This is a genomic window from Sinomonas flava (assembly GCF_039531875.1).
In the GTDB taxonomy this organism is placed as follows: domain Bacteria; phylum Actinomycetota; class Actinomycetes; order Actinomycetales; family Micrococcaceae; genus Sinomonas; species Sinomonas flava.
Window position 1 is genome coordinate 272,874 of the sequence record NZ_BAAAQW010000006.1, and the last position, 22,560, is coordinate 295,433.

Below are 22,560 nucleotides of genomic sequence, written 5' to 3' on the forward strand. Positions count from 1 at the left end.
TGACTATCTCAAAGGAAACCCAGCATGGCTGAAGCATCGGTGTCCCGCCGGCGCAATCCCTTCGAGGGCCTGACAATCGGCGCAGTCCTCCTCGAGGCCCGCGCATTCCTGGCGCTCGTGGTGATCTTCGTCGTCTTCTCTCTCCTGGCCCCGAGTGCGTTCCCCACCGTGTCGAACATCATCGTGATGTGCCAGCAAGTCTCGGTGTACGCGATCCTCGCGGTGGGCATGCTTGTCGTGATCCTGGATGGCGGCATCGACCTCTCGGTGGGCTCCACGCTTGGGCTCTCCGGCATGGTGGCCGGCCTCGCGCTCCAGGGCTTCCCTATCGCCGGGGTCGTCCTCTACCCGCCTGTGTGGGTCGTGGTGGTCGTCGCCGTGGCGACGGGCGCCTTGGTCGGGCTGATCAACGGCGTCCTCGTCGCACGGCTGAACGTCGCGCCGTTTGTCGCGACGCTCGGCACGATGTACGTCATGCGCGGCTTGGCGTCCCTGACAACCAACGGCCTGACGGTGAACAACCTCGGCGGCCGGACCGACCTCGGCAATACCGGTTTCGAATGGCTTGGCTTCAACTCGCTCCTTGGCATTCCGGTCGGCGTGTGGATCCTGGTCGTCGTGGCTATCGTCGCCAGCCTCCTGCTCAACCGCAGCGTCTACGGCCGGTGGCTGTACGCCTCCGGCGGCAACTCACGAGCGGCCGAACTCTCCGGCGTTCCGGTGCGCAAGGTCCGCGTCCGCGCCTACGTGATCTCAGGGGTCTGTGCCGCTATCGCGGGCGTCATCCTCACCAGCGAGCTCACCTCCGCGGGCCCGACCCAGGGCACCTCCTACGAGCTGACCGCGATCGCCGCCGTCGTCATCGGCGGCGCCTCCCTCATGGGCGGCAAGGGCACCGTGCGCGGTACCCTGCTCGGCGCCTTCGTCATCGGCTTCCTCGCAGCCGGACTGACGATCGTGGGCATCTCCGCCTACGTCCAGACCGTCTTCACCGGAGCTGTCATCGTCCTGGCAGTCCTCCTCAACGGCATCCAGGTCAGGCGGCGCCGTCGCGCCGCACGCGAAAGCGCTGGATCGCCCCCGGCGGGCTCCGCGCTGCCGCCGTCCGCCGCTGGCGACGGGGATGGGGTTTCACCAGCTGTCAAGAATAAGGCCGTCTGAGGTTCTCAGCCGGGAAGCGAACGAAAGAGAGCAAAGGAAACACATGTTCCGCAAAGCTATGGGCTCAGCGCTGGCGCTGGGCGTCACCGCAGCCGTCGCACTGACCGGCTGTTCCGGCGGAAGCTCTTCGGGCTCGGGGTCCTCGGAGGCCTCCACCGGAAAGGCCGGCGGGCAGATCACAATCGTGGTCAACGATCCCTCCAACCCGTACTGGCTCACGGAAGGCAATGTTGCAAAGGCCCAGGCGGAGAAACTGGGCTATCAGGCAACGGTCGCTGCGTCCAAGGGCGACGTGAACACCGAGTCCACCATCATCGACACCGCCATCGCCAACCATTCGGCCGGGATCATCCTCGACCCTGCGAACGCTGACGGCTCCATCGGGAACATCAAGCGCGCCATGAACGCGAAGATTCCCGTGTTCCTCGTCAACGCCGAGATCAACCAGACCGGCGTCGCCCTCGGGCAGCTCGTGTCGAACAACGCCCAAGGGGCGGCGATCGGCGCCCAGCAGTGGATCAAAGCTGCCGGAACCAAGGGCGACTACGCCGAGCTATTCGGGCTCCCCTCCGACAACAACGCCGCGACCCGGTCCAATGGGTACAAGACGGTCATCTCCCAGTATCCGGACTGGAAGGAAGTCGCCAAGCAGACCGCGAACTGGGACCGCGCCTTAGGCCAGCAGAAGATGCAGTCCATCCTGCAGGCGAACCCGAACATCAACGCGGTGATCTCCGGCAACGACGAGATGGCGCTCGGCGCGATCGCAGCGCTGAAGCAGGCGGGCAAGACCAACGTCATCGTTGGCGGATTCGACGGGTCTCCCGACGCCGTGAGCGCGGTCAAGGACGGCTCCCTCGCCTACACGGTCCTTCAGCCGGTGGCGACCTTCGCCCAGAAGTCAGTGGAGCAACTCGATGCGTACATCAAGAACGGAACGAAGCCGTCTCAGGAGAAGCAGTCTTTCGACTGCATCCTGATCACCAAGGACAACGTCGACAAGATGACGGCGCCATTCACCTACTCCGGCTGACCGGAGCAGCACGACCGGCCGCCCGCTCCCGTGCGGCCACCCCGGGGGCGGATGCAAGGGCATCCGCCCCCGGCCCCCAGTCCACGAGAGGGATCATGAGCTACGTACTGAACGATGCGGTCGCCTTCGCGGACGAATCCGCAGAGGGGTTCGTCGCCGCACACCGCAATCTCGTCCGCCGTGTCCGCGGCGGCGTCGCCCGCGCGGCGGCCACTCCCCCCGGGCAGGTCGCGGTGGTGATCGGCGGCGGCTCCGGCCACTACCCAGCCTTCGCCGGCCTCGTTGGCCCCGGCATCGCCCATGGGGCCGCCATGGGCAACGTCTTCGCATCCCCCAGCGCGCAGCAGGTCGTAGCCGTGGCCCGCGCGGTCGCCTCGGACGCCGGGGTGCTCCTGACCTACGGCAACTACGCTGGAGACGCGCTCAACTTCGACCAGGCCCAGGAACAGCTCCGCGCCGAGGGCATCCCCTGCCAGAGTGTGCGGGTCACCGATGACATCTGCAGCGCCCCGGCCGCCGAGCAGGAGAAGCGCAGGGGCATCGCCGGGGACCTGGTGGTGTTCCGGGCTGCAGGATGGGCAGCAGAGCAGGGTCTGGACCTCGAGGCCGTGGCCGCATTCGCGGCTCGCGCCAACGAGCGCACCCGCTCCATCGGCGTCGCCTTCTCCGGTTGCACCCTCCCCGGAGCCGCCGAGCCGCTCTTCACCGTTCCCGAAGGGATGATGGCCGTCGGGATGGGGATCCACGGCGAGCCGGGGATCGAGACCGTCCCGATTGCGCCCGCTCGCGAACTCGCCGAGCTCCTCACCGCCCGCATCCTGGCAGAACGTCCCGAGAACGGCACCGGCGGAAGGGTCGGCGTCATCATCAACGGGCTCGGCTCCGTCAAGTCGGAGGAACTTTTCCTCCTCTACGGCGCGATCCTGCCCCTGCTGAAGGATGCAGGACTTGCGATCGTCGACCCCGAAGTCGGAGAGTACGCCACCAGTTTCGAAATGGCGGGCCTGTCCCTCACCATTGTGTGGCTCGACGACGAACTCGAACAGGCATGGCGCTCCCCCGCCTACACCCCCGCCTACCGCAAAGGAACCGTCGACCTTGCCGCCGCACCCGCCGCACCCGACGAGGTCGGCGGGGCGGCCGATGCCGGCACTGTCATCGCGGCCGGTGAGGAAGCCGCCGCGGCGGGCGCGCGGGTGCTGAAGGCCATTGAGTCGATCAGGAACGTCATCGACCGCGAAGTCGACGAACTCGGGCGTCTGGACGCGATCGCCGGCGACGGCGACCACGGGATCGGCATGCAGCGCGGGGCGAGGGCCGCCGCCGAAGCGGCCGCGGCCGCCAGCTCCGCCGGAGCAGGAGCCGGGACCGTCCTCACCCGGGCCGGGGAGGCCTGGGCGGACAAGGCCGGCGGCACCTCCGGGGCGCTTTGGGGCTTGGCTCTGCGCACTCTGGGTCGCCAGATCGGCGACGCCGGAGCACCCGGGGCCGCGGTGGTGGCCCAAGCCGTGGCAGCAGCACGCGAAGCGATCCAGCGCACCGGGAAGGCCGAAATCGGGGACAAGACGCTGGTGGATGCCCTGATCCCCTTCTCCGAACGGCTCACCGCCCTCGCCTCCGAGGGCCGCGGACTTTCTACCGCCTGGACCGAGGCGGCAACCGCCGCGACCGCCGCAGCTGCCGCCACAGCGGACCTCCTCCCACGGCTGGGCCGCGCCCGGCCGCACGCGGAGAAGAGCCTGGGGACCCCCGACCCCGGTGCCGTCTCGTTCGCCCTCGCGGTGACCGCGGTGGGCACCGTCCTGGATGCATACAACCTGAAGGAGAACTGAGATGAGCCGCACTTGGCGAATCGTCGTCGGATCGGACGGCGCGGGCTACGACTACAAGGAGGCCATTAAGGCCGACCTCGAGAAGGACTCTCGGGTAGCGGAGGTCATCGACGTCGGGGTCGACGCCGAGGACGACACCGCATACCCCTCGATCGCCATCGCCGCGGCCGAGAAGGTCCGCGACAACGAAGCCGACCGGGCCCTGCTGGTCTGCGGCACCGGCCTCGGTGTCGCGATCGCCGCGAACAAGGTCCCCGGGGTCCGCGCGGTCACCGCCCATGACAGCTACAGCGTCGAACGCAGCGTGCTGAGCAACAACGCCCAGGTCCTCACGTTCGGCCAGCGTGTCGTCGGCCTCGAGCTCGCCCGGCGTCTCGCGAGGGAATGGCTCGGCTATGAGTTTGACGAGTCCTCCGCGTCGGCGAAGAAGGTGGCGGTCATCGAGGGATACGAGAGCACGGGATCCTGTGACTGAACCTGCACCTGCTCCACTCCCCCACGCCCCGATCGTCCTCGGCGTGAGCCTCAAGCTCTATCTGGACGTCGAGAACACCGTGCAGTGGTCGAAAGCCGTCTCCGAGCTTGCCCGGACCCACCCGGCAGTCGAACAGGGCAGGGTGCGGCTGTTCGTGCTGCCGTCCCTGCCGGCACTGCCGGGGGTGCGCGATGCCCTCGCCGGAACGCCCGTCGGGGTCGGGGCGCAGGACCTGTTCTGGGAGGACCGGGGCGCCTTCACCGGCGCCATCAGCGGAGCCGACCTGAAAGCCATCGGATGCGCGTACGCCGAAGTAGGCCACGCCGAACGCCGCGGCCTCTTCGGCGACGACGACGAGGCCGTCCGCCGGAAGCTCGCCGCCGCGCTGAGGAACGGGCTGACCCCGATCCTCTGCGTCGGTGAGACCACGAAATCCGATCCCACTGCTGCCGCTGTCGAGACCGCGAAGGAGCTCGCGTCCGCGATCGCCGGCCTCCCACCGAGCGCTTCCGTGCACGAGCTGATCGTTGCCTATGAGCCGAGATGGGCGATCGGTCAGGCCGAGCCGGCCGCAGCAGAGCACGTCGGGGTAGTCATCCTAGAACTGCGCAGACGGCTCGAGGCCGACAGCCGCATCCGCTCCGCCTCGATCCTCTATGGTGGCAGCGCCCAGCCCGGGACGCTGTCGACGCTGGCAGGAAGGGTGAACGGTTTGTTCCTGGGCCGTTTCGCGCACGATCCCGGGCGGCTCGCCCTCATCCTTGACGAGGCAGATGCGCTCAGCAATCCCGAGGTGAGCACGAGGTGATGAGAGGAATGACGCTCGAACCAGAAGGCGCGTCGCCCGCTACACGCCAGAGCCGGCAGCAGCAGCGCCAACGGGCGATAAGCGACGCAGTCATGGCAGAGGGCGCCATCCGCATCGAACAGCTCGCCGAGCGCTTCGGCATCAGCGTGATGACCGTCCACCGCGACCTCGACGAGCTCGAGAACCGGGGACTGATCCGCAAGAACCGCGGCGTCGCCACGGCCACCTCCACCGCCCTGGTCGAGTCCAGCGACGTCTACCGCTCCGGCAGGCAGCTCATGGAGAAGGAGGCCATCGCGCAGGCCGCGCTCGAATTCATCGAGCCAGGCCAGGCGATCATCCTCGACGACTCGACCACAACACTCCGCTTGGTGCCGCACCTGAGGGACCGCACGCCCCTGACGGTGATCACCAACACCCTGACCATCATCAATGAACTCCGCGGGATGAACGGGGTCTCCCTGCTCGCGCTTGGGGGACAGTACTACAACTGGTGCAGCGCCTTCATGGGCCGGATGACCACCGAGGCCACCGCCTCGCTCCGCGCCGACATCCTGTTCATGTCGACCTCGGCGATCACCGACGACATCGCCTTCCACCAGACCCAGGAGACCGTTGACGTGAAGCGGGCGATGTTCGACGCCGCCGCGAAGCGCATCCTGCTGGCAGACCACACGAAATTCGAGAAGCGAGCCCTGCACGCCATGCTCTCGCTGGAGCGATTCGACGCGGTCATCGTCGACGCGCGCACCGACAGCAAGCACATCGCCCGGCTCCGCGATAAGGGCGTGCACGTCCTCGTCGCACGCCGGCACACCAGACAGTAGGCCCGTCCCGACCCTCGAGCGGCGAATGCGCCGGGCGCCACCTCACCTGGCAAGACCATCCGCTGCCCCAGGGACAGCCATCCCCATCAGGGCCGCCTCAGGCGACCCGCGCGAAGGAAAGGACAGACATGACGACTCTGGCCCAGGGAACTGGTCCGAGCACTTCCCTGCCTGCGACGATGCGTGCCGTGGTCTGCCACGGGCCCGAGGACTACCGGCTGGAAGAGCTGCCCATACCGCAGCCCGGGCAGGACGAGCTCCTGATCAAGGTCGAGGCCGTGGGGGTCTGCGCGAGCGACGTCAAGTGCTACCACGGAGCCGCGAAGTTCTGGGGCGACGAGAACCGGCCGTCCTGGGCGCAGAAGGGCATCATCCCCGGACACGAATTCGTCGGCACCGTGGTCGCCGCAGGCGAACAGGCTCTCGCCCAGCGAAGCCTCGCTCTCGGGACGCGGATCGTGTGCGAGCAGATCGTGCCCTGTGAGGAGTGCCGCTACTGCCGCCGCGGCCAGTACTGGATGTGCGCACCGCATGAGATGTTCGGCTTCCGCGGATTCAACGGCGCCATGGCCGAGTACCTTCTGGTGCCCTCTCGGGCCCGCGTCCACCAGGCCCCACCGGACATCCCCGCACACCACGCGGCATTCGCCGAACCCCTCTCCTGCGCCCTGCACGCGGTCGAGCGAGCCGACATCAAGTTCGAGGACGTCGTCGTCGTCGCCGGCTGCGGCCCGATCGGGCTCGGCATGATCGCCGGCGCCCGCTCCAAGAGCCCAGCCATGGTGGTGGCCCTGGACATGTCAGATGACAAGCTCGAACTCGCCAAGAAGTGCGGTGCCGATCTGACCGTCAACGTCGCCAGGGAGGACGCGATCCAGATCGTCAAGGACCTCACCGACGGGTATGGCGCCGATGTATACCTCGAGGCCACGGGGCACCCCTCCGCCGTAGCGCAGGGCCTGAACATTCTCCGCAAGCTCGGCACCTACGTCGAATACTCGGTATTCCGCTCCGAGGCCACCGTCGACTGGTCCATCATCGGCGACGACAAGGAGCTCAACGTCCTCGGGGCCCACCTCGGCCCCCATTGCTGGCCCGCCGCCCTCAGACTGCTCGAGTCCGCCAAGCTTCCAATGGACGAAATCTGCAGCCACCAGTTCTTCCTCGAAGGATTCCTCGATGCGATCAACCTCGTGGGCAACCCGGCCGGGGGCTCTGTCAAGGTCTCCATCCTCCCGTGATCACCACCGGCGCCACCGGCTACGCAGCCGGGCTTTCCACTCGCCACCCCTGACCCCCGAGCAGGGCTCCGTGCCTGCCGCTGCTGTTGTTGATGAACTGATGTGGGCTGATCCGGACCGCACCGCCGTGGCCCTGCGGACGAGGGCAGCTGATTCCAGACGGCTAGTGGAGGACCAGTACCGGGCGCGCCGCGTGCTCGGCGAAGGAGGCGCTCACGGAGCCGAGGAGCATTCCCTTCAATCCGCCGAGGCCGCGGGAGCCGACGACCAGAAGCCCGGCATCGCGGCTGTGGTCGATCAGCACGTGCGCCCGGCGGCCCCTGGATGACCTCTCGGGACAGTCCGTCAGGCGGCCTGTTCCCGTAGGCCTCCTGGAGAGCCTTCCCGAGCAGCTCCTCCGCATCGAGGACGTCACCGGCGGACTCCGCGGCCTCTGCACCGTCGAAGGAGACCGGCACCGCACCGCCGTCAGCCGTGGCACCGGACGCCCCGGCGCCGTACCGCACGCGGATGCGGCCGGCGGGGACGTCTTCGAGTGCTGCGAGCGCCGCCTTCTCCGCCGCCAAGGCGTCAACGCGCGCAGCGACCCCGTCTGCATGGTCCTCATCGCCCTCCCTCGGAGCGGCACGCGCGAGGGTCCGGAGGACCCGGGCCTCTGCGCTGTGGTGCTTCCGGAGGAGATTCGTGGCGATGCCGAACAACCAAGGCCGCGCGTCCTCCCAGGCGTGGTCGAAGCCATCCCTGCACTCGAACGCGACGAGGAAGGTCTCCGCCATGATGTCCTCGGCGACGGCGTCACCAACCCGCCGGGCCGCGTAGCGGTAGAGACGGCGGGCGTACTTGTCATAGAGGGCAGCGAAGACCGCCGGGCTCTCATAGGACCGGCGGATGATCTCGCTGTCAGTAGTCACGCTGCGTATTGCAGTTCCGAGCGGAAGGAGTTCACGGGCCTCTCGCTGGCCCACTCCGTGACACTAGCGCGAGCTGAACCCCCAAGCCGGGAAGGGCCCGCCGTGCTCAAGCGCTCAAACGGTCGCGGCCGTAGTCTGATGCCCATGGAGCGGGTGCTGTTCGACCAGGTTGTCGAGACCGACTACGGGCAATTCGTAATCGGCTGGGCGGGGGGCGGCTTCGACGGGGATTTCGATCGCTTTTTCGCCGGTCAGATCAACGGATTGGTCGGCGCTTCCGACCCCAACGGCCTGTATGTGAACCTGGCCCGCCGGTCGGGCGGTTCGCCCGTGCGCATAGTTCTGCTGGACACGATGCCCAGGGACGATGCCGATGCCCGATGGGAGGACGTCGTCGAGGTGTCATTTGTCCTCCCCGAAGGACGCTCGATGCGGTGGAGCTCCTGGGCGGGCGAGAGCGGTGGCGTACTTGCCGACGTCCCGCCCGGCAGCTACCGACTGCGAGCCAGCGGAAAGGGACGAGATCGAGGAAGGGAAGGTGAGTTCTCTGATCACCCGGTCGACTCCTATCTCCTCCAGATGTGGCCGGCGCCCCCGCAGCCAGACGCCGTGCTGCGCACCGGGAGTGAGGACGCCAGATACTGGCATCGCGAGGTAGGCCGCCGTCGGTGATCGCGCAGCCCTGTCAAACACCGCACGTACCGCTGCGTTCTTTACCGGCACGAAGATCAGCCGATAGACCTTCCAAGGACGTCCGGTGAGCACCACGCAATAGTTGATCGTTCTGCCGCGTTTATCGGGGCTCGAACACGAGCGAGCCCTTTTCGTTCGTCCATGTCAGATGCCCGTCGTTGTAGGCGGCTGCGAAGGGCTTCTTGAGGAATTCGATGAGCAAGCCTTGGTGGCTGGCCTGTTGGGAAGAGACACATCCGCTGGCCCCGACAGCAATGGCTCCCGCGGTGAACGTCGAGCCGGATTGAGTCACTGCCCCGTTGAGCGGCCCGCATGGGGTCACGACCGTCAGATATAGGGCAGTGTCCACTGACTCCAGCTTGGCCGTGATGGCTCCCGAGGTCATCCACGGCAGGTCGCCGCCGTCCTCGCGCCCCGAGACGCTCACGTAGGTGGTGCACGGGGCGGTCGGAACAAACGGCGCACAGGCCACGACCGGTGCCGCGCGGGTCGTCGATACCGCGGATGCTGAGGGCGATCGCGCAGAGGATGTCGGCGACTGTGTCGGGTCGACGCGCCCCGGTCCCGGCGGTGGCCACAGGACCGTTGCCGCACGCCGTCAGGAGTTGGACCGTAGTGACAGCGACGGCCAGAGACATCCACGCTCGGACTGCCTTCATCTCTCCCCTTTGATGCCGCGTCTGTCGCGAGAGTACGTGAACCGCTCCTCCCGGGCTAGGTGTACCCGGCCATCAGGTTGGTGCCAGCCGACTGATCGGGGGTTTGCCTCCGAGCGCGCTGTGGCAGCGTTCAGTGTTGTAGTGCTCGAGCCATGGTGCAAGGGCGGCTGTTCGTTGGTCGTTGCTGGTGAAGGCCTGGCAGTAGGCCCACTCGGTTGCCAGGGTGCGGTTGAGCCTCTCGACCTTCCCGTTCTGCCAGGGGCAGTGGGGCCTGATGAACTTCTGGGTGATGCCGTGCTCGGCGCACACTGCCCGCAGGGAGTACCGGTAGGCCCAGGCGTTGTCGGTCATCAGCCGCTCGATCCGGATGATCCCGTGGGCCGCGAAGTAGGCGATCGCACGCTCGAGGAAGCCCGCGCAGGTGCGGCCCTTCTCGTCGGGCAGCACCTCGCTGTAGGCCAGTCTGGAGCGGTCATCGACCAGCGAGTGCACGTAGTCGTAGCCGATCGGGACCTGCTTGTGCTTGTGCTTGTGCTTGTGCTTGTGCTTGTGGCCCACGGTTGCCTCCCGGCCGAGGGCGCGCCAGCCCCCGCCGTCGGGGATCCGGCCGAGCTTCTTGACGTCCATGTGGACCAGCTCGCCGGGCCGGGCGCGCTCGTAGCGGACGGCGGTGGACTTCGAGGCCCGGATGGGATCCCCGGTCATCGGGTCGCACTCGCGCAGGCGGGGCACCCCGTGCCGGCGCAGGATCCGGGACACCGTCCTGGCCGGGACGCCGGTCTTCGGCCCGAGCACGTCCGGGCCCTGCCGGTGCGCGGCCCGGGCGGCCGGGACCTTCTGCTCGACCTCGGCCGGGGTCCGGGTGGGCATCGTGTGCGGCCGTGAGGACCTGGTCTCCAGACCGGCCTCGCCTTCGGTCGCGTACCGGCGGATCCAGGTTCCCACGCACTTGCGCCAGACGCCCATCGCCGCGGCGATGTGGGCCTGCTTCCATCCGGCCTGATGCCGCTGGACGATCAGCCGGCGCCATGGACAGTCAAACGGGCGCTACGGTGGAACACGAGAACCTCCGGGTTGGAGTGGGCCTTAGACAAGCCACATCCCACTCGGAGGTTCTCCCTTGTTCAACCAGACTCGCCGCTACCAACGTCCTGGCCGGGTACAGCTAGAAGCGGGTGGCTGGCACAACTGCAGAAGTGGTCCGGAGTCACGCCGTCGTCCCGATCCTGCTTCAGGTTGACATAGCCCCGCCGTGCACATCCCGGCGCCTTGCCCTCCTGAGCCGCGTCTCAAGATCCGTTGACAACGTCATTGAGATTCCTGCTGCTTCTGGCGGCGGCGAAGATCCCCGCCACGAGCCTGACCATCGGCATCGGCGGCTCGGGCGGCGTGTTCGCCCCCTCGCTGGTGATCGGCGCCACCACGGGTGCGGCCTTCGGCGAGGCCGCGGGCGCCGTCTTGCCCTCGCTGGCCGGACAGACGGGGGCGTTTGCCCTGGTGGGCATGGGGGCGGTCTTCGCCGGCTGGACCAGGGCGGCGATCACGGCAGGGCTGGTCATCTTCGAGCTCACCGGGGAGTACACCCTGATCCTTCCGCTCCTGCTCGCGGTCCTCGTCGCCACCGCCGTCTCGGCAGTGGCCAGCGGCGACACGATCTATACCCGCAAGCTGCTCCGCCGCGGCGTCGACCTCTCAGCCCCCACCCCCGGAAGGGCCGGGCTGCGCGGGCACACGGTCGCCGAGGCCATGGGCGCCCCGCCGCAGGCGCCCGTCGACACCCTCCCCGCGCGCGAGGCCGGCAGGTTCCTGGCCGAGGGCCGGCGGGAGGGCCCTGCCGGTCGTCGACAGCGAGGGGAAGCTCACGGGCGTGATCACCCCCGGCGTCCTGGCAGAGGGGCTCGAGGACGACGACGCCGACCTCCTCACCCTCGGCGCGCTCGCCCAGGGCTCGGGAGCCCTAGGCGAGGACGAACCCCTCGAATCCGCGGCCGAGGCCGTCCTCGCTGCGGAGCAGACCGGCGGGCTCCTTGTCACCGACGGGCAGGGGCCCTGAGCGGGTAGCTCTCGATCCGTTTCCCCGAGGAGATCCGCGGAAGCTCCGGAGTGGGCCGACACGTGCACTCGTGCAACGAAACGTGCGGCGCCGATCAGGCCCGGAGGAAGACGATGCTCAACCAGCTCCTCATCACACCCCTCCAGGCATTCGACGTCGTCATCTCGACGGTCATCATCTACTGGGTCTTCGTCGTCCTCGTCCGCGTCCTCGGCCAAGGCCCGCTTGGGCGGGTCTCCAGCGCCGACCTCGCGAGCGCCGTCGCACTCGGCGCCGTCATCGGCCGTGCCGCCCTCGGCTACACCCCGAAGCTCGCTGCACGAGTGCTCGCCCTCCTGACCCTCTTCGCGATGCAGGCCCTCTCCGGCCAGCTCCAGCGCCGCGCTCGGCCACGCCGCCCGCTGGACAACGCGCCGCTGCTGCTCATGACCGGAACCGAGGTGCTCCACGAGAACCTGCAGCGCAGCCACATCGTGGAGGACGAGCTGTGGCTGCGGGATGCGGCTTTCGGGGATCGGGAGCCAGTCAGAGGTAGCCTGTGTCATCCTCGAACCCACCGGCGAGATCAGCGTCCTGCGCCGAGGAACCCCGCTGGAGCGGGACATGTTCCATGGCGTCCGCGGCATGGAGCACCTCCGAGGCCTGTTCGCCTCCGACGAATGAGACCTGCCAGCCTGTGGCAGCGTCGCCCGCCTTCTCCGGGAGTTGGTTGCAGGTCTGGGTGAGTGACCGCGCTACTGCAGTGCGTCCGCCCCGGCCTGGGCCACGATGTGGTCGTTCTCGACGGTGCTGCCGCTGACTCCCACGGCTCCGACCACCGCGCCGTCGACCTTCAGCGGGATCCCGCCCGGGAACGTGATGAGCCCGCCGTTGGAGACCTCGATGTTGTAGAGCGGGCCGCCGGGCTGGGACAGCGCGCCGATGTCACCGGTGTTCATGTCGAAGAAGCGCGCGGTGCGGGCCTTCTTCTGGGAGATGTCGATGCTGCCGATCCACGCGCCGTCCTGCCGGCCGAACGCCTTGAGGTTGCCGCCGGCGTCGACCACCGCGATGTTCATCGCGGTGCCGACCTCGCGGGACTTCGCGAGGCTGGCCTCCACGACGGCCTGCGCCTGCTCGAGCGAGATGTCGTTCATGCCCTTCCCATCCTTCCGCTTCCGCCGCGCCCGCGCGCGGCCCGGGTGCCCCCCGAGGGAAGGCTACGTCCGGGCAGGCCGATCAGTCCCGGGTTCGCGCGCCCCGATTTCGGGCGCCCGCCGCCGCGGGAAGCCGAAGCGGTCCAGGTCCTCCGCCGCACGCACGACGGCGCCGCCAGCCCGCCGCCGTGCCTGCCCTTCCAGCTCGGCCACCTCGGTGTACCGCGAGGAGAAGTGGGTCAGCACGAGGCTCCGGGCGCCCGCCCGTCCTGCAATCGCACCCGCCTGCCCGGCGGTGAGGTGGAGGTACTGCTCGGCGAGCGCGGCGTCGTCGTCCGCGAAGGTGCACTCGGTGACCAGCAGGTCTGCGGCCTCGGCCAGCTCTTCGGCGCCCGCGCAGGGTGCCGTGTCCATGACGAAGGCGAAGCGCTGGCCGGGCCGGGGCACGCTGACGTCCTCGAGCCGCACCCCGCGGAGCCGCCCCTCGCGCTGGAGGCGCCCGACCTCGGGGCCGGCGATCCCGGCGGCCGCGAGGCGCTCGGGCAGAAGGGTCCGCCCCGCGGGCTCGGTCAGCCGGTAGCCGAACGCGTCGATCCGGTGGCGCAGCGGCCGGACCTCGAGGTCCTCGGCGATGTGCCCGGCCGCCCCGTGCGGGACGAGGCGCAGGTCGACGCCGGGCGAGGCGACCGCGACGAGCGCCCGCACCATCGGCTCCCCCGACGCGGGGTAGTGCAGGTGCACGGGGTGCTGCACGCCGTCGAGCGCCATCCGCGAGAGCACCCCGGGCAGGCCGTAGCAGTGGTCCCCGTGGACGTGGGTGAGGCAGATGCGGTTCACCTGCGTGGCGGCGACGCCCGCATGGATCATCTGCCGCTGGGTCCCCTCCCCCGGGTCGAACAGGAGGCCCTCGCCGTCCCACCGCAGGAGGTAGCCGTTGTGGTTCCGTGTGCGCGTGGGGACCTGGGAGGCCGTGCCGAGCACCACGAGTTCGCGCATGCTGCCCAGTATGGGGGGTGGGTGCATGAGGGGGGCCCTGACAGGGCACCCCTCAGGGAGGTGTTACGCCGCGCGCTCTGGGTAGGGTTCTTCGGGGAAAACATCCCGCCCGAGATCCGGGCGCATCCACCACCACGAGGAGACGCATGCTGACCGCACACGCCTATGCCGCCACGTCCGCCACCGAACCGCTCGTGCCGACGACCATCGAACGCCGGGACCTGGGCCCGCACGATGTGCTCATCGAGATCAAGTACGCCGGCATCTGCCACTCCGACATCCACACCGTCCGTGCCGAGTGGGGCCCGGCGCCGTACCCGCTGGTCCCCGGCCACGAGATCGCCGGCATCGTGGCGGAGGTCGGCTCCGCGGTGACGAAGCACGCGGTCGGCGACCGGGTCGGAGTCGGCTGCATGGTCAACTCCTGCGGCAAGTGCGTGAACTGCCGCAAGGGCGAGGAGCAGTTCTGCCTCGAGGGGAACACCGGAACGTACGGCGCAGTGGACCGCGACGGCACCATCACCCAGGGCGGCTACTCGACCCACGTCGTCGTCACGGAGGACTTCGTCCTGCGCATCCCCGACGGCCTCGAGCTCGACGTCGCCGCACCCCTCCTGTGCGCGGGGATCACCACCTACTCCCCGCTGAGCCACTGGGGCGCCGGCCCCGGCAAGAAGGTCGCCGTCGTGGGTCTGGGCGGGCTCGGGCACATGGCAGTGAAGATCGCCGCCGCCATGGGCGCAGAGGTGACTGTCCTCTCCCAGTCCCTCAAGAAGCAGGAGGACGGGCTGCGGCTGGGCGCGGCGCACTACTACGCCACGGGCGACCCGTCCACGTTCGAGCAGCTCGCCGGCTCGTTCGACCTCATCCTCAACACGGTCAGCGCCCAGATCGACCTCAACGCCTACCTGTCCCTGCTCGCGGTCGACGGCGCGATGGTCAACGTCGGTGCGCCCGCCGAGCCGCTGTCCGTCCAGGCGTTCTCGCTGATCATGGGGCGGCGCTCCTTCGCGGGGTCGCTGATCGGCGGCATCCGCCAGACGCAGGAGATGCTGGACTTCTGCGCGGAGCACGGCATCGGAGCGGAGATCGAGGTCATCCCGGCAGAGAAGATCAACGATGCCTACGAGCGCGTCCTCGCCTCGGACGTCCGCTACCGCTTCGTCATCGACACCGCGACCCTCGTCTCCTAGCAGCCGTGGAGCCGGCGGGCGTCCGCGGCCTAGCTCCGCTGCAGCTCCTCGCGGGCCTCGGCGATGGCCTGGGTGAGGCGGTTCATGATGCCCGCCAGGAACTCCAGCTGCGTGGGCGTGTAGTCGGCGAGGACGGGCAGCATGTGCCGCACCATCGGGTCGAACATCTCCCTGCCGGTCTCGCGGGCGCTCGGCGTCGGAGTCACCTCGATCTGGCGCCTGTCCTCGCGCGAGTGCCTGCGTTCGAGGTGGCCCGACGCCTCCAACCTGTCGATGACTGTGGTCATCGCCGCGGAGCTCAGGACGAGCCGCTCGCGGAGGGCACCCGGCGTTGTGGTCTCGCCCTGGCGTTCGGCCTCCATGACGGCGTTCAGGGCATGCACGTCGTTGCGGGCGAGCCCGTGCTTGCGCCGGACCGTCTCGGCGTAGCGGTCCGCCTCGGTGGTGAACTTCTGCAGGAGGAACAGGAGCTCGAACCCCGGGGCGGCGCGGAAGGCGTCGCGCGCGTGGCCGGCCGCCTCGGTGCCGCGGGACGGTGCCGTCTCGTGGGGGTCAGGCTCATGCTGCACGGAGGACATTCTAGGCTCGCCTCCTTCCCTCGGACTGACCGAGGGACCGGTACTCGTCCAGGGCCGCGGCCCTCGTCTCGGCCAGATCGACGCTCTCCTGCGGGTATTCGGTGCTCCCGAGCTCCGGGATCCACGCCCTGGCGTAGGCGCCGTCGTGATCGAACTTCTTCCCCTGGGTGCGCGGGTTGAAGATCCGGAAGAACGGCGCCGCGTCCGCACCCGAACCGGCCACCCACTGCCAGTTGAACGGGTTGCTCGCGGCGTCCGCGTCGACGAGCGTGTCCCAGAACCACTCCTCCCCGACCCGCCAGTGCACGCCGAGGTTCTTCACGAGGAAGCTCGCCGAGACCATCCGGACGCGGTTGTGCATCCACCCGGTCGCCCACAGCTCGCGCTGGCCGGCGTCCACGAGGGGGAAGCCTGTGCGGCCCGTCCGCCAAGCGTCCAGCAGCTGCTCGATGCCGCCACCGGCCGGACCGGTGCCGGAGGGGTCGCCGGGTGTCCACCAGCCGTAGTCGTCGAACTCGGGCCGGAGGTTCTCGGTCGCGAGGTCCGGGTGGTGGTACAGGGTGTGCCACGCGAACTCCCGCCAGCCGAGTTCCGAGGCGAAGACGGCGCTGCCCTCGGGCGCGGCCCGGCGCCGGTCGGCGACGGCGTGCCACACCTGGAAGGGGCTGACGTGGCCCCAGCGCAGATACGGCGAGAGCCGGCTCGTCGCAGGCCTGCCGGGAAGGTCGCGCGCCTCGGGGTACTCGACGAGGGCCGAGTCTGCCGTGTCCGGCCCGACGAAGTCCTTCAGCACCTCGAGCCCGGCCGCCTCTCCGGGGGTCCACGCCCGGGCGAGCGGCCCGGACCAGTCCGGCGTCCGCGGGAGGAGGGCCCAGCTGCTGAGGTCCTCCCCCCGGGGCACCCGGTCGGGCGCCTCCCGCTGCGGCCGCGGCATGGGGAGGGGGTGGCGGTGGTCCCGGCCCGAGACCTCCTTCCAGAAGGGCGTGAACACCTTGTAGTGGTTGCCCTGCTGCGTGGCCACCTCCCACGGCTCGTGCAGGAGCGAGGCCTGGAAGCTCTCGGCCTCCCGCCCCGCTGCCCGCACGAGCGACTTCACCGCCGTGTCGGCGCGCCGCTCCGGGGCGCCATAGCGCCTGTTCCAGACGACGAGCTCCGCACGCGCCTGCGCCGCGACCTCGGGCACGACGGCGGCCGCCGGGCCCCGCCGGAAGACGAGGGGAACGCCGAGGTGCTCGAGGGACGACGCGAGGTCCTCGAGGCCGTGGTGGAGCCACCAGCGGGCGGCCCCGCCGAGAGGCCGGATCCCGGGCGAGGACTCGTCGAGGACGTAGAGCGCCACGGTCGGCCCGTGCGCGAGGGCGGCACGGAGGGCCGGGTTGTCGCGGACCCGGAGGTCGTCGCGGAACCAGACGAGGGCCGTGCCGTGGGCTGTGGTTTCGGTGTCGGTCATAGATGCATCCAGACGGAGATGAGCAGGAGGGTGACGACGAACCCGGTGACGTAGTTGAGCCAGAGGAAGCGGCGCCATCCCGCGCGGGTGGCGCCGGCGCCGTCGTCCGTCACGGCCCAGAAGGCGCCCGCGTTGGCCGCGTACGGCAGGACGAGGATCGCCGCGAACCGGGCCGGACCGGTGGCCGCACCCGCGAGGGAAAGGAGGAGGGCCCCGGCAGCGAGGTAGGCCAGGACCGCGAGGCGCACGGTGGGCCGGGCGCCGAACAGGGTGGCGATGGAGCCGATCCCGGCCTCCCGGTCGGGTCCGATGTCCTGGACCGCCCCGAACGCGTGGCTCGCCATGCCCCACAGGAAGAAGGCGCCGAGGATCGCGAGGGCCAGAGGGCCTGCCTCGCCGCCCGCGAGCGCGAGACCGTATGCCGCGGGTGAGACGAAGTGGGTGCTCGAGGTGGCCGAGTCCAGGACCGGGCGTTCCTTGAAGCGGAGGCCGGGGACGCTGTACGCGGCCACGGCGAAGAGGGAGACCGCAAGGACGGCCCAGCTCGCGGGAGGTGCCCCGGCGACGAGCGCTACGACGAAGGGCACGCATCCGCCCCACGCTGCCCAGAGCGCGGGCCGGTGCAGCGGCGGCGGCAGGACTGCTCCCTCGGCCCCGCCCTTGCGGGGGTTGAGCACGTCGGAGGCATAGTCGAACACGTCGTTGGTGCCGTACATCGCGAGGTTGTAGGGCACGAGGAAGAACACCGTCCCGAGGACGAGGCGCCAGTCCACGCCGCCCCCGGCCAGGAGGTACGCCGCCGCGAACGGGTACGCGGTGTTGACCCACGACAGGGGCCTGGAGGAGATCAGGAGCGCGTGGGCCAGCCTGGGCAGTCCCCCGGGCAGGCGCCACGGGCGCGACGCGATCGGTTCGGCCGTCATCTGTGCCCCTCCACCGGTGTCTCGGCTAGTCGTGTGGCGTGGTCTCCTCGCCCCGCCCGCTCTGGTCGCCCCGCCCGCTCTGGTCGCCCCGCCGGCTCGGGTCCTCCGGTCCGTTCGGCGCGCGAGAGGCGAACCCACAGCGCGGGCAGGAGGACGGCCGCGGCGAGCGGGTAGGCGAAGTCCTCGAGGGGGGCGAGGCCCACCGCGAGCCCCGAGAGGGCCGCTGAGGCGTAGGAGAACAGCCCGACGGCGATCATCACGTTGTCGAACACCGCCGTCAGCGCCAGAAGGGCCACGCCCGCGATGAGCAGCGGCACCCAGGCGAGCGTGCGGCGTCGTGCGCCCGGGCGGGCCCCGCGACGCCGGGCCGAGAGCAGGGCGGCGAGCCCGGCGGCCGTGGCGAGGAACACGAGGTCCAGCAGGAGGTAGCTCACGGGGCCTTCCCTTCCTGGCGCGCCGCACGCAGCGAGAGGACGTGGACGGCGCCCGCGTAGAGGGCCAGTGCCGTGTAGCAGAAGAAGGCGAGGAACACCGGCTCCTCGAGCGGCAGCTCCGGGCCGAGCATGATGCCGGTCATGTGCGGGGACTCCCGGTGCAGGAAGATCCCTGACGCGATAGCCGCCAGATCCCACGCGAGGAAGAAGGCAGTGCCAGCCAGAACGGTGAGGGCGGTCGCGCGGGGTGCGCGCCAGAAGGCGAGCCGGAAGCGCGCGTCGAGCAGGGCTACCCCGAAGGCGGAGGCGAGGATGGCGGTCAGGTAGGCCATGCGACCCCCTCCGCCCGTGCCGCGTCCGCGAGCGCAGCTCCCCGTGCCGCGGTGCCGGCAGCGACCTGCCCGCGCAGGGCGACCAGCGGCGGCCCGACGGGTCCGGGCCGGCGCTGGCCCCGCACGCGCTTGAGCACGAGCTCGGCGCTGATGAGGCACATCGGGACGCCGATGCCCGGACGGACGGACGCCCCGGCGTACAGCAGGCCGGAGACGGTGCGGCTCTCGTTGCCGGGGCGCAGGAAGGCGCTCTGCCGCAGCGTGTGCGCGAGCCCGAGCGCGCCGCCGCGCCACGCGTTCACGTCGTGCTCGAAGTCGGCGGGGCCGAAGGTGCGGCGCACGACGACGCGCTCGGCCAGATCCGGGATCCGGGCCCAGGCGGAGATCTGCTGGATCGCCCTGTCGGCCACCTCCTCGACTGCCGCAGCGCCCGCTCCGCCGATTCCGCCGCGTCCCCAGTCCGGCGCAGCCGCCGAGGGCACGAGGACGAACAGGCTCTCGTCGCCGGCCGGTGCGACCCCGGCGTCCGTGGCGCTGGTCCGGGAGACGTAGATCGACGTGGTCTCGGCGGGGGTGTCCCCGGCGCCGATCCGGGCGAAGTTGTCGCGCCAGTCGCGCGCGAAGAACAGGCTGTGGTGCGCCAGCTCGGGCAGCGTCCCGCGCACCCCGAGGCACGCGAGGACGGCCCCGGGGCCCGGGTCGCGCCGGTCCCACGCGCGCTCGGGATGGGTCCTCAGCTCCGCAGGGAGGAGCTCGGTCTCGAGGTGGTGGAGGTCCGCGGCGCCCACAACGACCGAGGCACCCGTGCGGTGCTCGCGGCCCTCCGCGTCGGTCCACGCGACGCCCTCGACCCGTGGGCCCCCCGGCGCCGGGCCGGTGAGGATGCGGGTCGCGCGGGCGCCGGTGCGGATCTGCACGCCCGCGCTACGGGCCAGCCGCGCCATGGCGTCCACGAGCGCCGCGAAACCGCCGTGTGGGTACAGGACGCCCTGCGTCAGGTCGAGGTGGCTCATCAGCTGGTACAGGGCGGGGGCCCGGTAGGGGGTGGTGCCGAGGAAGACCGCCGGATAGCCGAGGATCTGCCGCTCCCGCCGGTCGGTGAAGCGCCGCGAGACCCGGGTGTGCAGCGACTGCGCGAGCAGCGCGGCGAGCCGGGATCCCCGCCGCAGCACGTCCGGGTGGGCGAGCCCGCGCAGGGAGGAGAAGTCGTCGTAGAGGAACCTCTCGAGGGCGACCGCGTACGCGTCCTCGGCCTCCTCGAGGTACCGGGCCAGTGCGGCACCCGAGCCCCGGTCCAAGGAGTCGAAGAGCGCGACGGCCCCCTCGCGGCTCGCGGGGATGTCGACAGGATCCTCGTGCGCTTCGAAGAACACGCGGTAGCCGGGGTCCAGCCGCTCGAGGCGGAGTTCGTCCGGGGCGCTCGATCCCATCAGGCGGAACCAGTGGTCGATCACCTCGGGCATGAGGTACCACGAGGGTCCGGTGTCGAAGCGGAAGCCGTCCGCCTCCCACCTGCCGGCACGCCCGCCCAGCACCTCGTTCTTCTCGAGGAGCTGGACCGCGTGGCCGTCGCGGGCGAGGAGTCCGGCCGTTGCCAGGCCCGAGATCCCTCCCCCGATCACGGTGACGGTGCGGCGCGGCCGGGGCCTGCCGGGGAGCGTCCGGCCCGCCTTGGAGCGCTGGGGGCGGTTCACGCCGCCCTCCCCTCGCCCTGCGCCGGCAACCGGGCGCCGTCGCGCGCGAACGCCGGCCCGGTGCCCGCCATCGCAGCGGCCGCGAGCCGCAGCTTCACGTGGGTCGGGACCCGGATCCGGGTCGTGACGAGGACCTCTGCGGGGCAGGCGGCGATCCGGTCGGCGAGCTCCGAGAAGAGGGAGTGGGCGAGGGCGACGGCACGGCGGGCCGTTCCCGGGAGCCTGCGCAACCCCTCGAGGGCTGCGTCAAGGTCCGCGCGGAGGTCCAGCAGCAGGGCCGCCTTCTGCTCCTCGGTCAGGTGCAGGGGGTCCACGCCGGGGAAGTAGCTGCGGCCGAGCTCCTGCCCGTCCTGGCCGAGGTCGCGCAGGAAGTTGACCTTCTGGAAGGCCGCGCCGAGGCGACGGGCGGAGTGCTCGAGGCGGCCCCGCTCGGCGGGGAGGACACTGAGGCCGGCGAGGAACACTCGCAGGCACATGAGCCCCACGACCTCCGCGGAGCCGTAGATGTAGGCTCCCAGGGACGCGTCCGAGTGGCCGTGCGGGTCGCAGTCTCGGCGCATTGAGGCGAAGAAGGGCTCGATGAGCTCCGCCCCGATCCCCGCCCGCCGCGCGGTTCCGGCGAAGGCGTGGACCACGGGGTTGGTGCTGTATCCCACGGCGATCGCGCTGGAGACCTCCTCCTGGAGCCGGTCGAGCTGGTCGAGGATGGCCTCGGTGGACAGGCCTGCCTCCGCTGCCGCGCCGTCGACGGCCTCGTCGGCGATCCGCACGAGCGCGTAGACGTTCTCGATCTCCTCCCGCTTGCCCGGCCCGAGCAGCCGGCACGCGAGGCCGAAGGACGTCGAGTAGTGACGGATCACCACCGCGGCGCCGGCCGTGGCAACGGCGGTGTACCTGGCCAGGGGCGACGGCTGCGTTCTCTCGTCCGTCTCGCGGAGCCTGGGGGCGGCCATCTCAGCGCTCCCGGTGGAGGACGTGGTTGCAGATGCGGGTCAGCTCGGAGCGCAGGGCCGAGGGGAGGTCGCACCGGCGTGCCTCGTCGAGGGCCTCGGTGACCATCGAGTGGGCGAGGGTGAGCGCGTACGTGTCGGCGCCTGCCCCCTGCAGGGCGGAGCGGACGCGGTCGACGCCGGCCGGGTCGCCGAGGGCGGCTGCCCCGGGTGCGAGGTGGCGGGCAACGTCCGGGTGCCTCCTCGCGTAGGCGGTGAGGACCGTGAGCTTTCCCTCCCTGAGGTCCGAGGTGACCGGCTTGCCGGTCTGCTGCTCGTCCCCGAAGGTGCCCAGGACGTCGTCGATCACCTGGTAGGCGGTCCCGACGAGCATGCCCACGCGGGCCACGTCCTCGGCCCGCTCTGTCGGCGCACCGGCCAGGATGGCCCCCAGCCGGAGGGGCGCCGCGAAGGAGTAGGCCGCCGTCTTGAGCTGCTCCATCTCGAGCACGTCGTCGATCGTGTGTCCCGAGCTGTGGGCCATGAGGACGTCGTCGAGCTCCCCAGCCGCGGCGTCCGAGACGGCCGCATGCATGACGTCCGTGATCCGGGCCCGCACCTCCGGCTCCTCCGAGGCGTGGTCCGCTAGACGGAAGGCACCGGCCAGCAGCAGGTCCCCGGCGATGACCGCCACCGACGAGCCGAGGTGGCGCGCCTCCGGCTCGGGCAGGCCCCGGACGGCGGCGTCGAGCCGGTAGAGGCCGGCGATGTTCGGGCGTCCCCGGCGCACGAAGTCCCGGTCGATCACGTCGTCGTGGACCAGGAGCGCGCCGTGAAGGAGCTCGAGCGACGCGCCGAGGGTCGCGATGCCCTCGGGCTCCGTGCCGCCGAACGCCGCGTACGAGTGGAACGCGAGCAGGGGCCGCAGCCGCTTGCCGCCCTCCAGTCCCTCGCCGATCCTCTCCCACAGCACAGCGAGGCTCGGAGTGGCTGCGGTGGAGCGCGAGGAGTTCACCCAGTCGGCGAGCACCCGGTCCACCGCTGGCCCGACGTCCTCCCAGGCGATCGCCTGGTCCGGGCGTGCCCGAGAGGGCTCGGGGATGGGATCGGTCTTCGTGGCGGTTCTCATGAGGCCCTCCCAAGGGGTCAGCGACCCGTTCTCTTGATCTCTCGGTTTTCGAGAAATATGATCGACGAGAATC

At 70.4% G+C, this 22,560-nt stretch carries 21 protein-coding genes and 3 pseudogenes; 11 read left to right on the forward strand and 13 right to left on the reverse strand.

Annotated features, from left to right (window positions below):
- Nucleotides 1-24: 24 nt before the first annotated feature.
- From ABD298_RS12575 to ABD298_RS12605, 7 genes are all read left to right on the forward strand, one after another.
- Nucleotides 25-1,161, forward strand: a complete 1,137-nt coding sequence (locus tag ABD298_RS12575) for an ABC transporter permease (RefSeq protein WP_344300057.1) — start codon at nucleotides 25-27, stop codon at nucleotides 1,159-1,161.
- 43 nt (nucleotides 1,162-1,204) lie between these two features.
- Nucleotides 1,205-2,194, forward strand: coding sequence for a D-ribose ABC transporter substrate-binding protein (locus ABD298_RS12580; RefSeq protein WP_344300058.1), 990 nt, complete (start codon nucleotides 1,205-1,207; stop codon nucleotides 2,192-2,194).
- Nucleotides 2,195-2,289: 95 nt separating this feature from the next.
- The gene (locus tag ABD298_RS12585) at nucleotides 2,290-4,026 is read left to right on the forward strand and encodes a dihydroxyacetone kinase family protein (protein ID WP_344300059.1); all 1,737 of its coding nucleotides are present in this window, start codon (nucleotides 2,290-2,292) and stop codon (nucleotides 4,024-4,026) included.
- A gap of 1 nt (nucleotide 4,027) precedes the next feature.
- Nucleotides 4,028-4,501, forward strand: a complete 474-nt coding sequence (locus ABD298_RS12590) for a ribose-5-phosphate isomerase (RefSeq protein ID WP_344300060.1) — start codon at nucleotides 4,028-4,030, stop codon at nucleotides 4,499-4,501.
- Entirely contained in the window at nucleotides 4,494-5,309 is an 816-nt protein-coding gene (locus ABD298_RS12595) for a triose-phosphate isomerase family protein (protein WP_344300061.1), read from the forward strand. Before ABD298_RS12590 ends, ABD298_RS12595 begins: the two co-directional genes overlap by 8 nt.
- A gap of 8 nt (nucleotides 5,310-5,317) precedes the next feature.
- Nucleotides 5,318-6,136 carry a DeoR/GlpR family DNA-binding transcription regulator gene (locus ABD298_RS12600; protein WP_344300062.1) on the forward strand — a complete coding sequence of 273 codons (819 nt, stop codon included), beginning with the start codon at nucleotides 5,318-5,320 and terminating at the stop codon, nucleotides 6,134-6,136.
- A 128-nt stretch (nucleotides 6,137-6,264) separates the two neighbouring features.
- A complete protein-coding gene (locus ABD298_RS12605) occupies nucleotides 6,265-7,377 on the forward strand; it encodes an alcohol dehydrogenase catalytic domain-containing protein (protein WP_344300063.1) in 1,113 nt (370 codons plus the stop codon).
- Between the two features lie 163 nt (nucleotides 7,378-7,540).
- On the opposite strand, the gene ABD298_RS12610 is transcribed toward ABD298_RS12605, so the two are convergent.
- Both ABD298_RS12610 and ABD298_RS12615 read right to left on the reverse strand, forming a co-directional pair.
- A complete protein-coding gene (locus ABD298_RS12610; RefSeq protein ID WP_344300064.1) occupies nucleotides 7,541-8,116 on the reverse strand; it encodes a universal stress protein in 576 nt (191 codons plus the stop codon).
- Nucleotides 8,037-8,342, reverse strand: a pseudogene (locus ABD298_RS12615) (RNA polymerase sigma factor); the annotation flags it as partial. The pseudogene ABD298_RS12615 and the gene ABD298_RS12610, both read right to left, overlap by 80 nt.
- 90 nt (nucleotides 8,343-8,432) lie before the next feature.
- Here ABD298_RS12615 and ABD298_RS12620 point away from each other — a divergent pair.
- Nucleotides 8,433-8,960: a hypothetical protein gene (locus ABD298_RS12620; RefSeq protein ID WP_344300065.1), complete on the forward strand. Its 528-nt coding sequence runs from the start codon at nucleotides 8,433-8,435 to the stop codon at nucleotides 8,958-8,960.
- A gap of 752 nt (nucleotides 8,961-9,712) precedes the next feature.
- Here the strand turns inward: ABD298_RS12620 and ABD298_RS12625 are convergent.
- Nucleotides 9,713-10,701, reverse strand: a pseudogene (locus tag ABD298_RS12625) (IS481 family transposase).
- Between the two features lie 250 nt (nucleotides 10,702-10,951).
- On the opposite strand from ABD298_RS12625, the pseudogene ABD298_RS18700 reads away from it, so the two are divergent.
- Both ABD298_RS18700 and ABD298_RS12635 read left to right on the forward strand, forming a co-directional pair.
- Nucleotides 10,952-11,212, forward strand: a pseudogene (locus ABD298_RS18700) (chloride channel protein); the annotation flags it as partial.
- Between the two features lie 295 nt (nucleotides 11,213-11,507).
- Nucleotides 11,508-11,693, forward strand: coding sequence for a hypothetical protein (locus tag ABD298_RS12635; protein ID WP_344300067.1), 186 nt, complete (start codon nucleotides 11,508-11,510; stop codon nucleotides 11,691-11,693).
- A 734-nt stretch (nucleotides 11,694-12,427) separates the two neighbouring features.
- Here the strand turns inward: ABD298_RS12635 and ABD298_RS12640 are convergent.
- Both ABD298_RS12640 and ABD298_RS12645 read right to left on the reverse strand, forming a co-directional pair.
- Nucleotides 12,428-12,829 (reverse strand): GlcG/HbpS family heme-binding protein, encoded by a 402-nt coding sequence (locus ABD298_RS12640; RefSeq protein WP_344300068.1) that lies wholly within the window; start codon nucleotides 12,827-12,829, stop codon nucleotides 12,428-12,430.
- Nucleotides 12,830-12,892: 63 nt separating this feature from the next.
- Nucleotides 12,893-13,825, reverse strand: coding sequence for a ribonuclease Z (locus ABD298_RS12645; RefSeq protein WP_344300069.1), 933 nt, complete (start codon nucleotides 13,823-13,825; stop codon nucleotides 12,893-12,895).
- A 146-nt stretch (nucleotides 13,826-13,971) separates the two neighbouring features.
- Here ABD298_RS12645 and ABD298_RS12650 point away from each other — a divergent pair, with 146 nt between their 5' ends.
- Nucleotides 13,972-15,018 (forward strand): NAD(P)-dependent alcohol dehydrogenase, encoded by a 1,047-nt coding sequence (locus tag ABD298_RS12650; protein WP_344300071.1) that lies wholly within the window; start codon nucleotides 13,972-13,974, stop codon nucleotides 15,016-15,018.
- A gap of 29 nt (nucleotides 15,019-15,047) precedes the next feature.
- Here the strand turns inward: ABD298_RS12650 and ABD298_RS12655 are convergent, their stop codons facing one another.
- From ABD298_RS12655 to ABD298_RS12690, 8 genes are read right to left on the reverse strand one after another with little or no spacing between them, the layout of a single operon-like run.
- Nucleotides 15,048-15,587: a MarR family winged helix-turn-helix transcriptional regulator gene (locus ABD298_RS12655; protein ID WP_344300072.1), complete on the reverse strand. Its 540-nt coding sequence runs from the start codon at nucleotides 15,585-15,587 to the stop codon at nucleotides 15,048-15,050.
- A 10-nt stretch (nucleotides 15,588-15,597) separates the two neighbouring features.
- On the reverse strand, nucleotides 15,598-17,046 hold the full coding sequence (locus tag ABD298_RS12660) for a cryptochrome/photolyase family protein (protein WP_344300073.1): 1,449 nt from the start codon (nucleotides 17,044-17,046) through the stop codon (nucleotides 15,598-15,600).
- Nucleotides 17,043-17,969, reverse strand: a complete 927-nt coding sequence (locus ABD298_RS12665; protein WP_344300074.1) for a prenyltransferase — start codon at nucleotides 17,967-17,969, stop codon at nucleotides 17,043-17,045. Before ABD298_RS12665 ends, ABD298_RS12660 begins: the two co-directional genes overlap by 4 nt.
- Nucleotides 17,966-18,403 carry a lycopene cyclase domain-containing protein gene (locus tag ABD298_RS12670; RefSeq protein WP_344300076.1) on the reverse strand — a complete coding sequence of 146 codons (438 nt, stop codon included), beginning with the start codon at nucleotides 18,401-18,403 and terminating at the stop codon, nucleotides 17,966-17,968. Before ABD298_RS12670 ends, ABD298_RS12665 begins: the two co-directional genes overlap by 4 nt.
- A complete protein-coding gene (locus ABD298_RS12675) occupies nucleotides 18,400-18,735 on the reverse strand; it encodes a lycopene cyclase domain-containing protein (RefSeq protein ID WP_344300077.1) in 336 nt (111 codons plus the stop codon). Before ABD298_RS12675 ends, ABD298_RS12670 begins: the two co-directional genes overlap by 4 nt.
- On the reverse strand, nucleotides 18,723-20,429 hold the full coding sequence (gene crtI / locus ABD298_RS12680; RefSeq protein WP_425564404.1) for a phytoene desaturase family protein: 1,707 nt from the start codon (nucleotides 20,427-20,429) through the stop codon (nucleotides 18,723-18,725). Before crtI ends, ABD298_RS12675 begins: the two co-directional genes overlap by 13 nt.
- A complete protein-coding gene (locus ABD298_RS12685) occupies nucleotides 20,426-21,382 on the reverse strand; it encodes a phytoene/squalene synthase family protein (protein ID WP_344300079.1) in 957 nt (318 codons plus the stop codon). Before ABD298_RS12685 ends, crtI begins: the two co-directional genes overlap by 4 nt.
- A gap of 1 nt (nucleotide 21,383) precedes the next feature.
- Nucleotides 21,384-22,487, reverse strand: coding sequence for a polyprenyl synthetase family protein (locus ABD298_RS12690; protein ID WP_344300080.1), 1,104 nt, complete (start codon nucleotides 22,485-22,487; stop codon nucleotides 21,384-21,386).
- Nucleotides 22,488-22,560: the final 73 nt, after the last annotated feature.

Excerpts from the sequence above, each read along its gene's own strand:
- ABD298_RS12575 (WP_344300057.1), top strand. The coding sequence starts at position 25 with ATGGCTGAAGCATCGGTGTCCCGCCGGCGCAATCCCTTCGAGGGCCTG.
- ABD298_RS12580 (WP_344300058.1), top strand. The coding sequence starts at position 1,205 with ATGTTCCGCAAAGCTATGGGCTCAGCGCTGGCGCTGGGCGTCACCGCA.
- ABD298_RS12585 (WP_344300059.1), top strand. The coding sequence starts at position 2,290 with ATGAGCTACGTACTGAACGATGCGGTCGCCTTCGCGGACGAATCCGCA.
- ABD298_RS12590 (WP_344300060.1), top strand. The coding sequence starts at position 4,028 with ATGAGCCGCACTTGGCGAATCGTCGTCGGATCGGACGGCGCGGGCTAC.
- ABD298_RS12600 (WP_344300062.1), top strand. The coding sequence starts at position 5,318 with ATGACGCTCGAACCAGAAGGCGCGTCGCCCGCTACACGCCAGAGCCGG.
- ABD298_RS12605 (WP_344300063.1), top strand. The coding sequence starts at position 6,265 with ATGACGACTCTGGCCCAGGGAACTGGTCCGAGCACTTCCCTGCCTGCG.
- ABD298_RS12610 (WP_344300064.1), bottom strand. The coding sequence starts at position 8,116 with ATGGCTTCGACCACGCCTGGGAGGACGCGCGGCCTTGGTTGTTCGGCA.
- ABD298_RS12620 (WP_344300065.1), top strand. The coding sequence starts at position 8,433 with ATGGAGCGGGTGCTGTTCGACCAGGTTGTCGAGACCGACTACGGGCAA.
- ABD298_RS12640 (WP_344300068.1), bottom strand. The coding sequence starts at position 12,829 with ATGAACGACATCTCGCTCGAGCAGGCGCAGGCCGTCGTGGAGGCCAGC.
- ABD298_RS12645 (WP_344300069.1), bottom strand. The coding sequence starts at position 13,825 with ATGCGCGAACTCGTGGTGCTCGGCACGGCCTCCCAGGTCCCCACGCGC.
- ABD298_RS12650 (WP_344300071.1), top strand. The coding sequence starts at position 13,972 with ATGCTGACCGCACACGCCTATGCCGCCACGTCCGCCACCGAACCGCTC.
- ABD298_RS12660 (WP_344300073.1), bottom strand. The coding sequence starts at position 17,046 with ATGACCGACACCGAAACCACAGCCCACGGCACGGCCCTCGTCTGGTTC.
- ABD298_RS12665 (WP_344300074.1), bottom strand. The coding sequence starts at position 17,969 with ATGACGGCCGAACCGATCGCGTCGCGCCCGTGGCGCCTGCCCGGGGGA.
- ABD298_RS12675 (WP_344300077.1), bottom strand. The coding sequence starts at position 18,735 with ATGGCCTACCTGACCGCCATCCTCGCCTCCGCCTTCGGGGTAGCCCTG.
- ABD298_RS12685 (WP_344300079.1), bottom strand. The coding sequence starts at position 21,382 with ATGGCCGCCCCCAGGCTCCGCGAGACGGACGAGAGAACGCAGCCGTCG.
- ABD298_RS12690 (WP_344300080.1), bottom strand. The coding sequence starts at position 22,487 with ATGAGAACCGCCACGAAGACCGATCCCATCCCCGAGCCCTCTCGGGCA.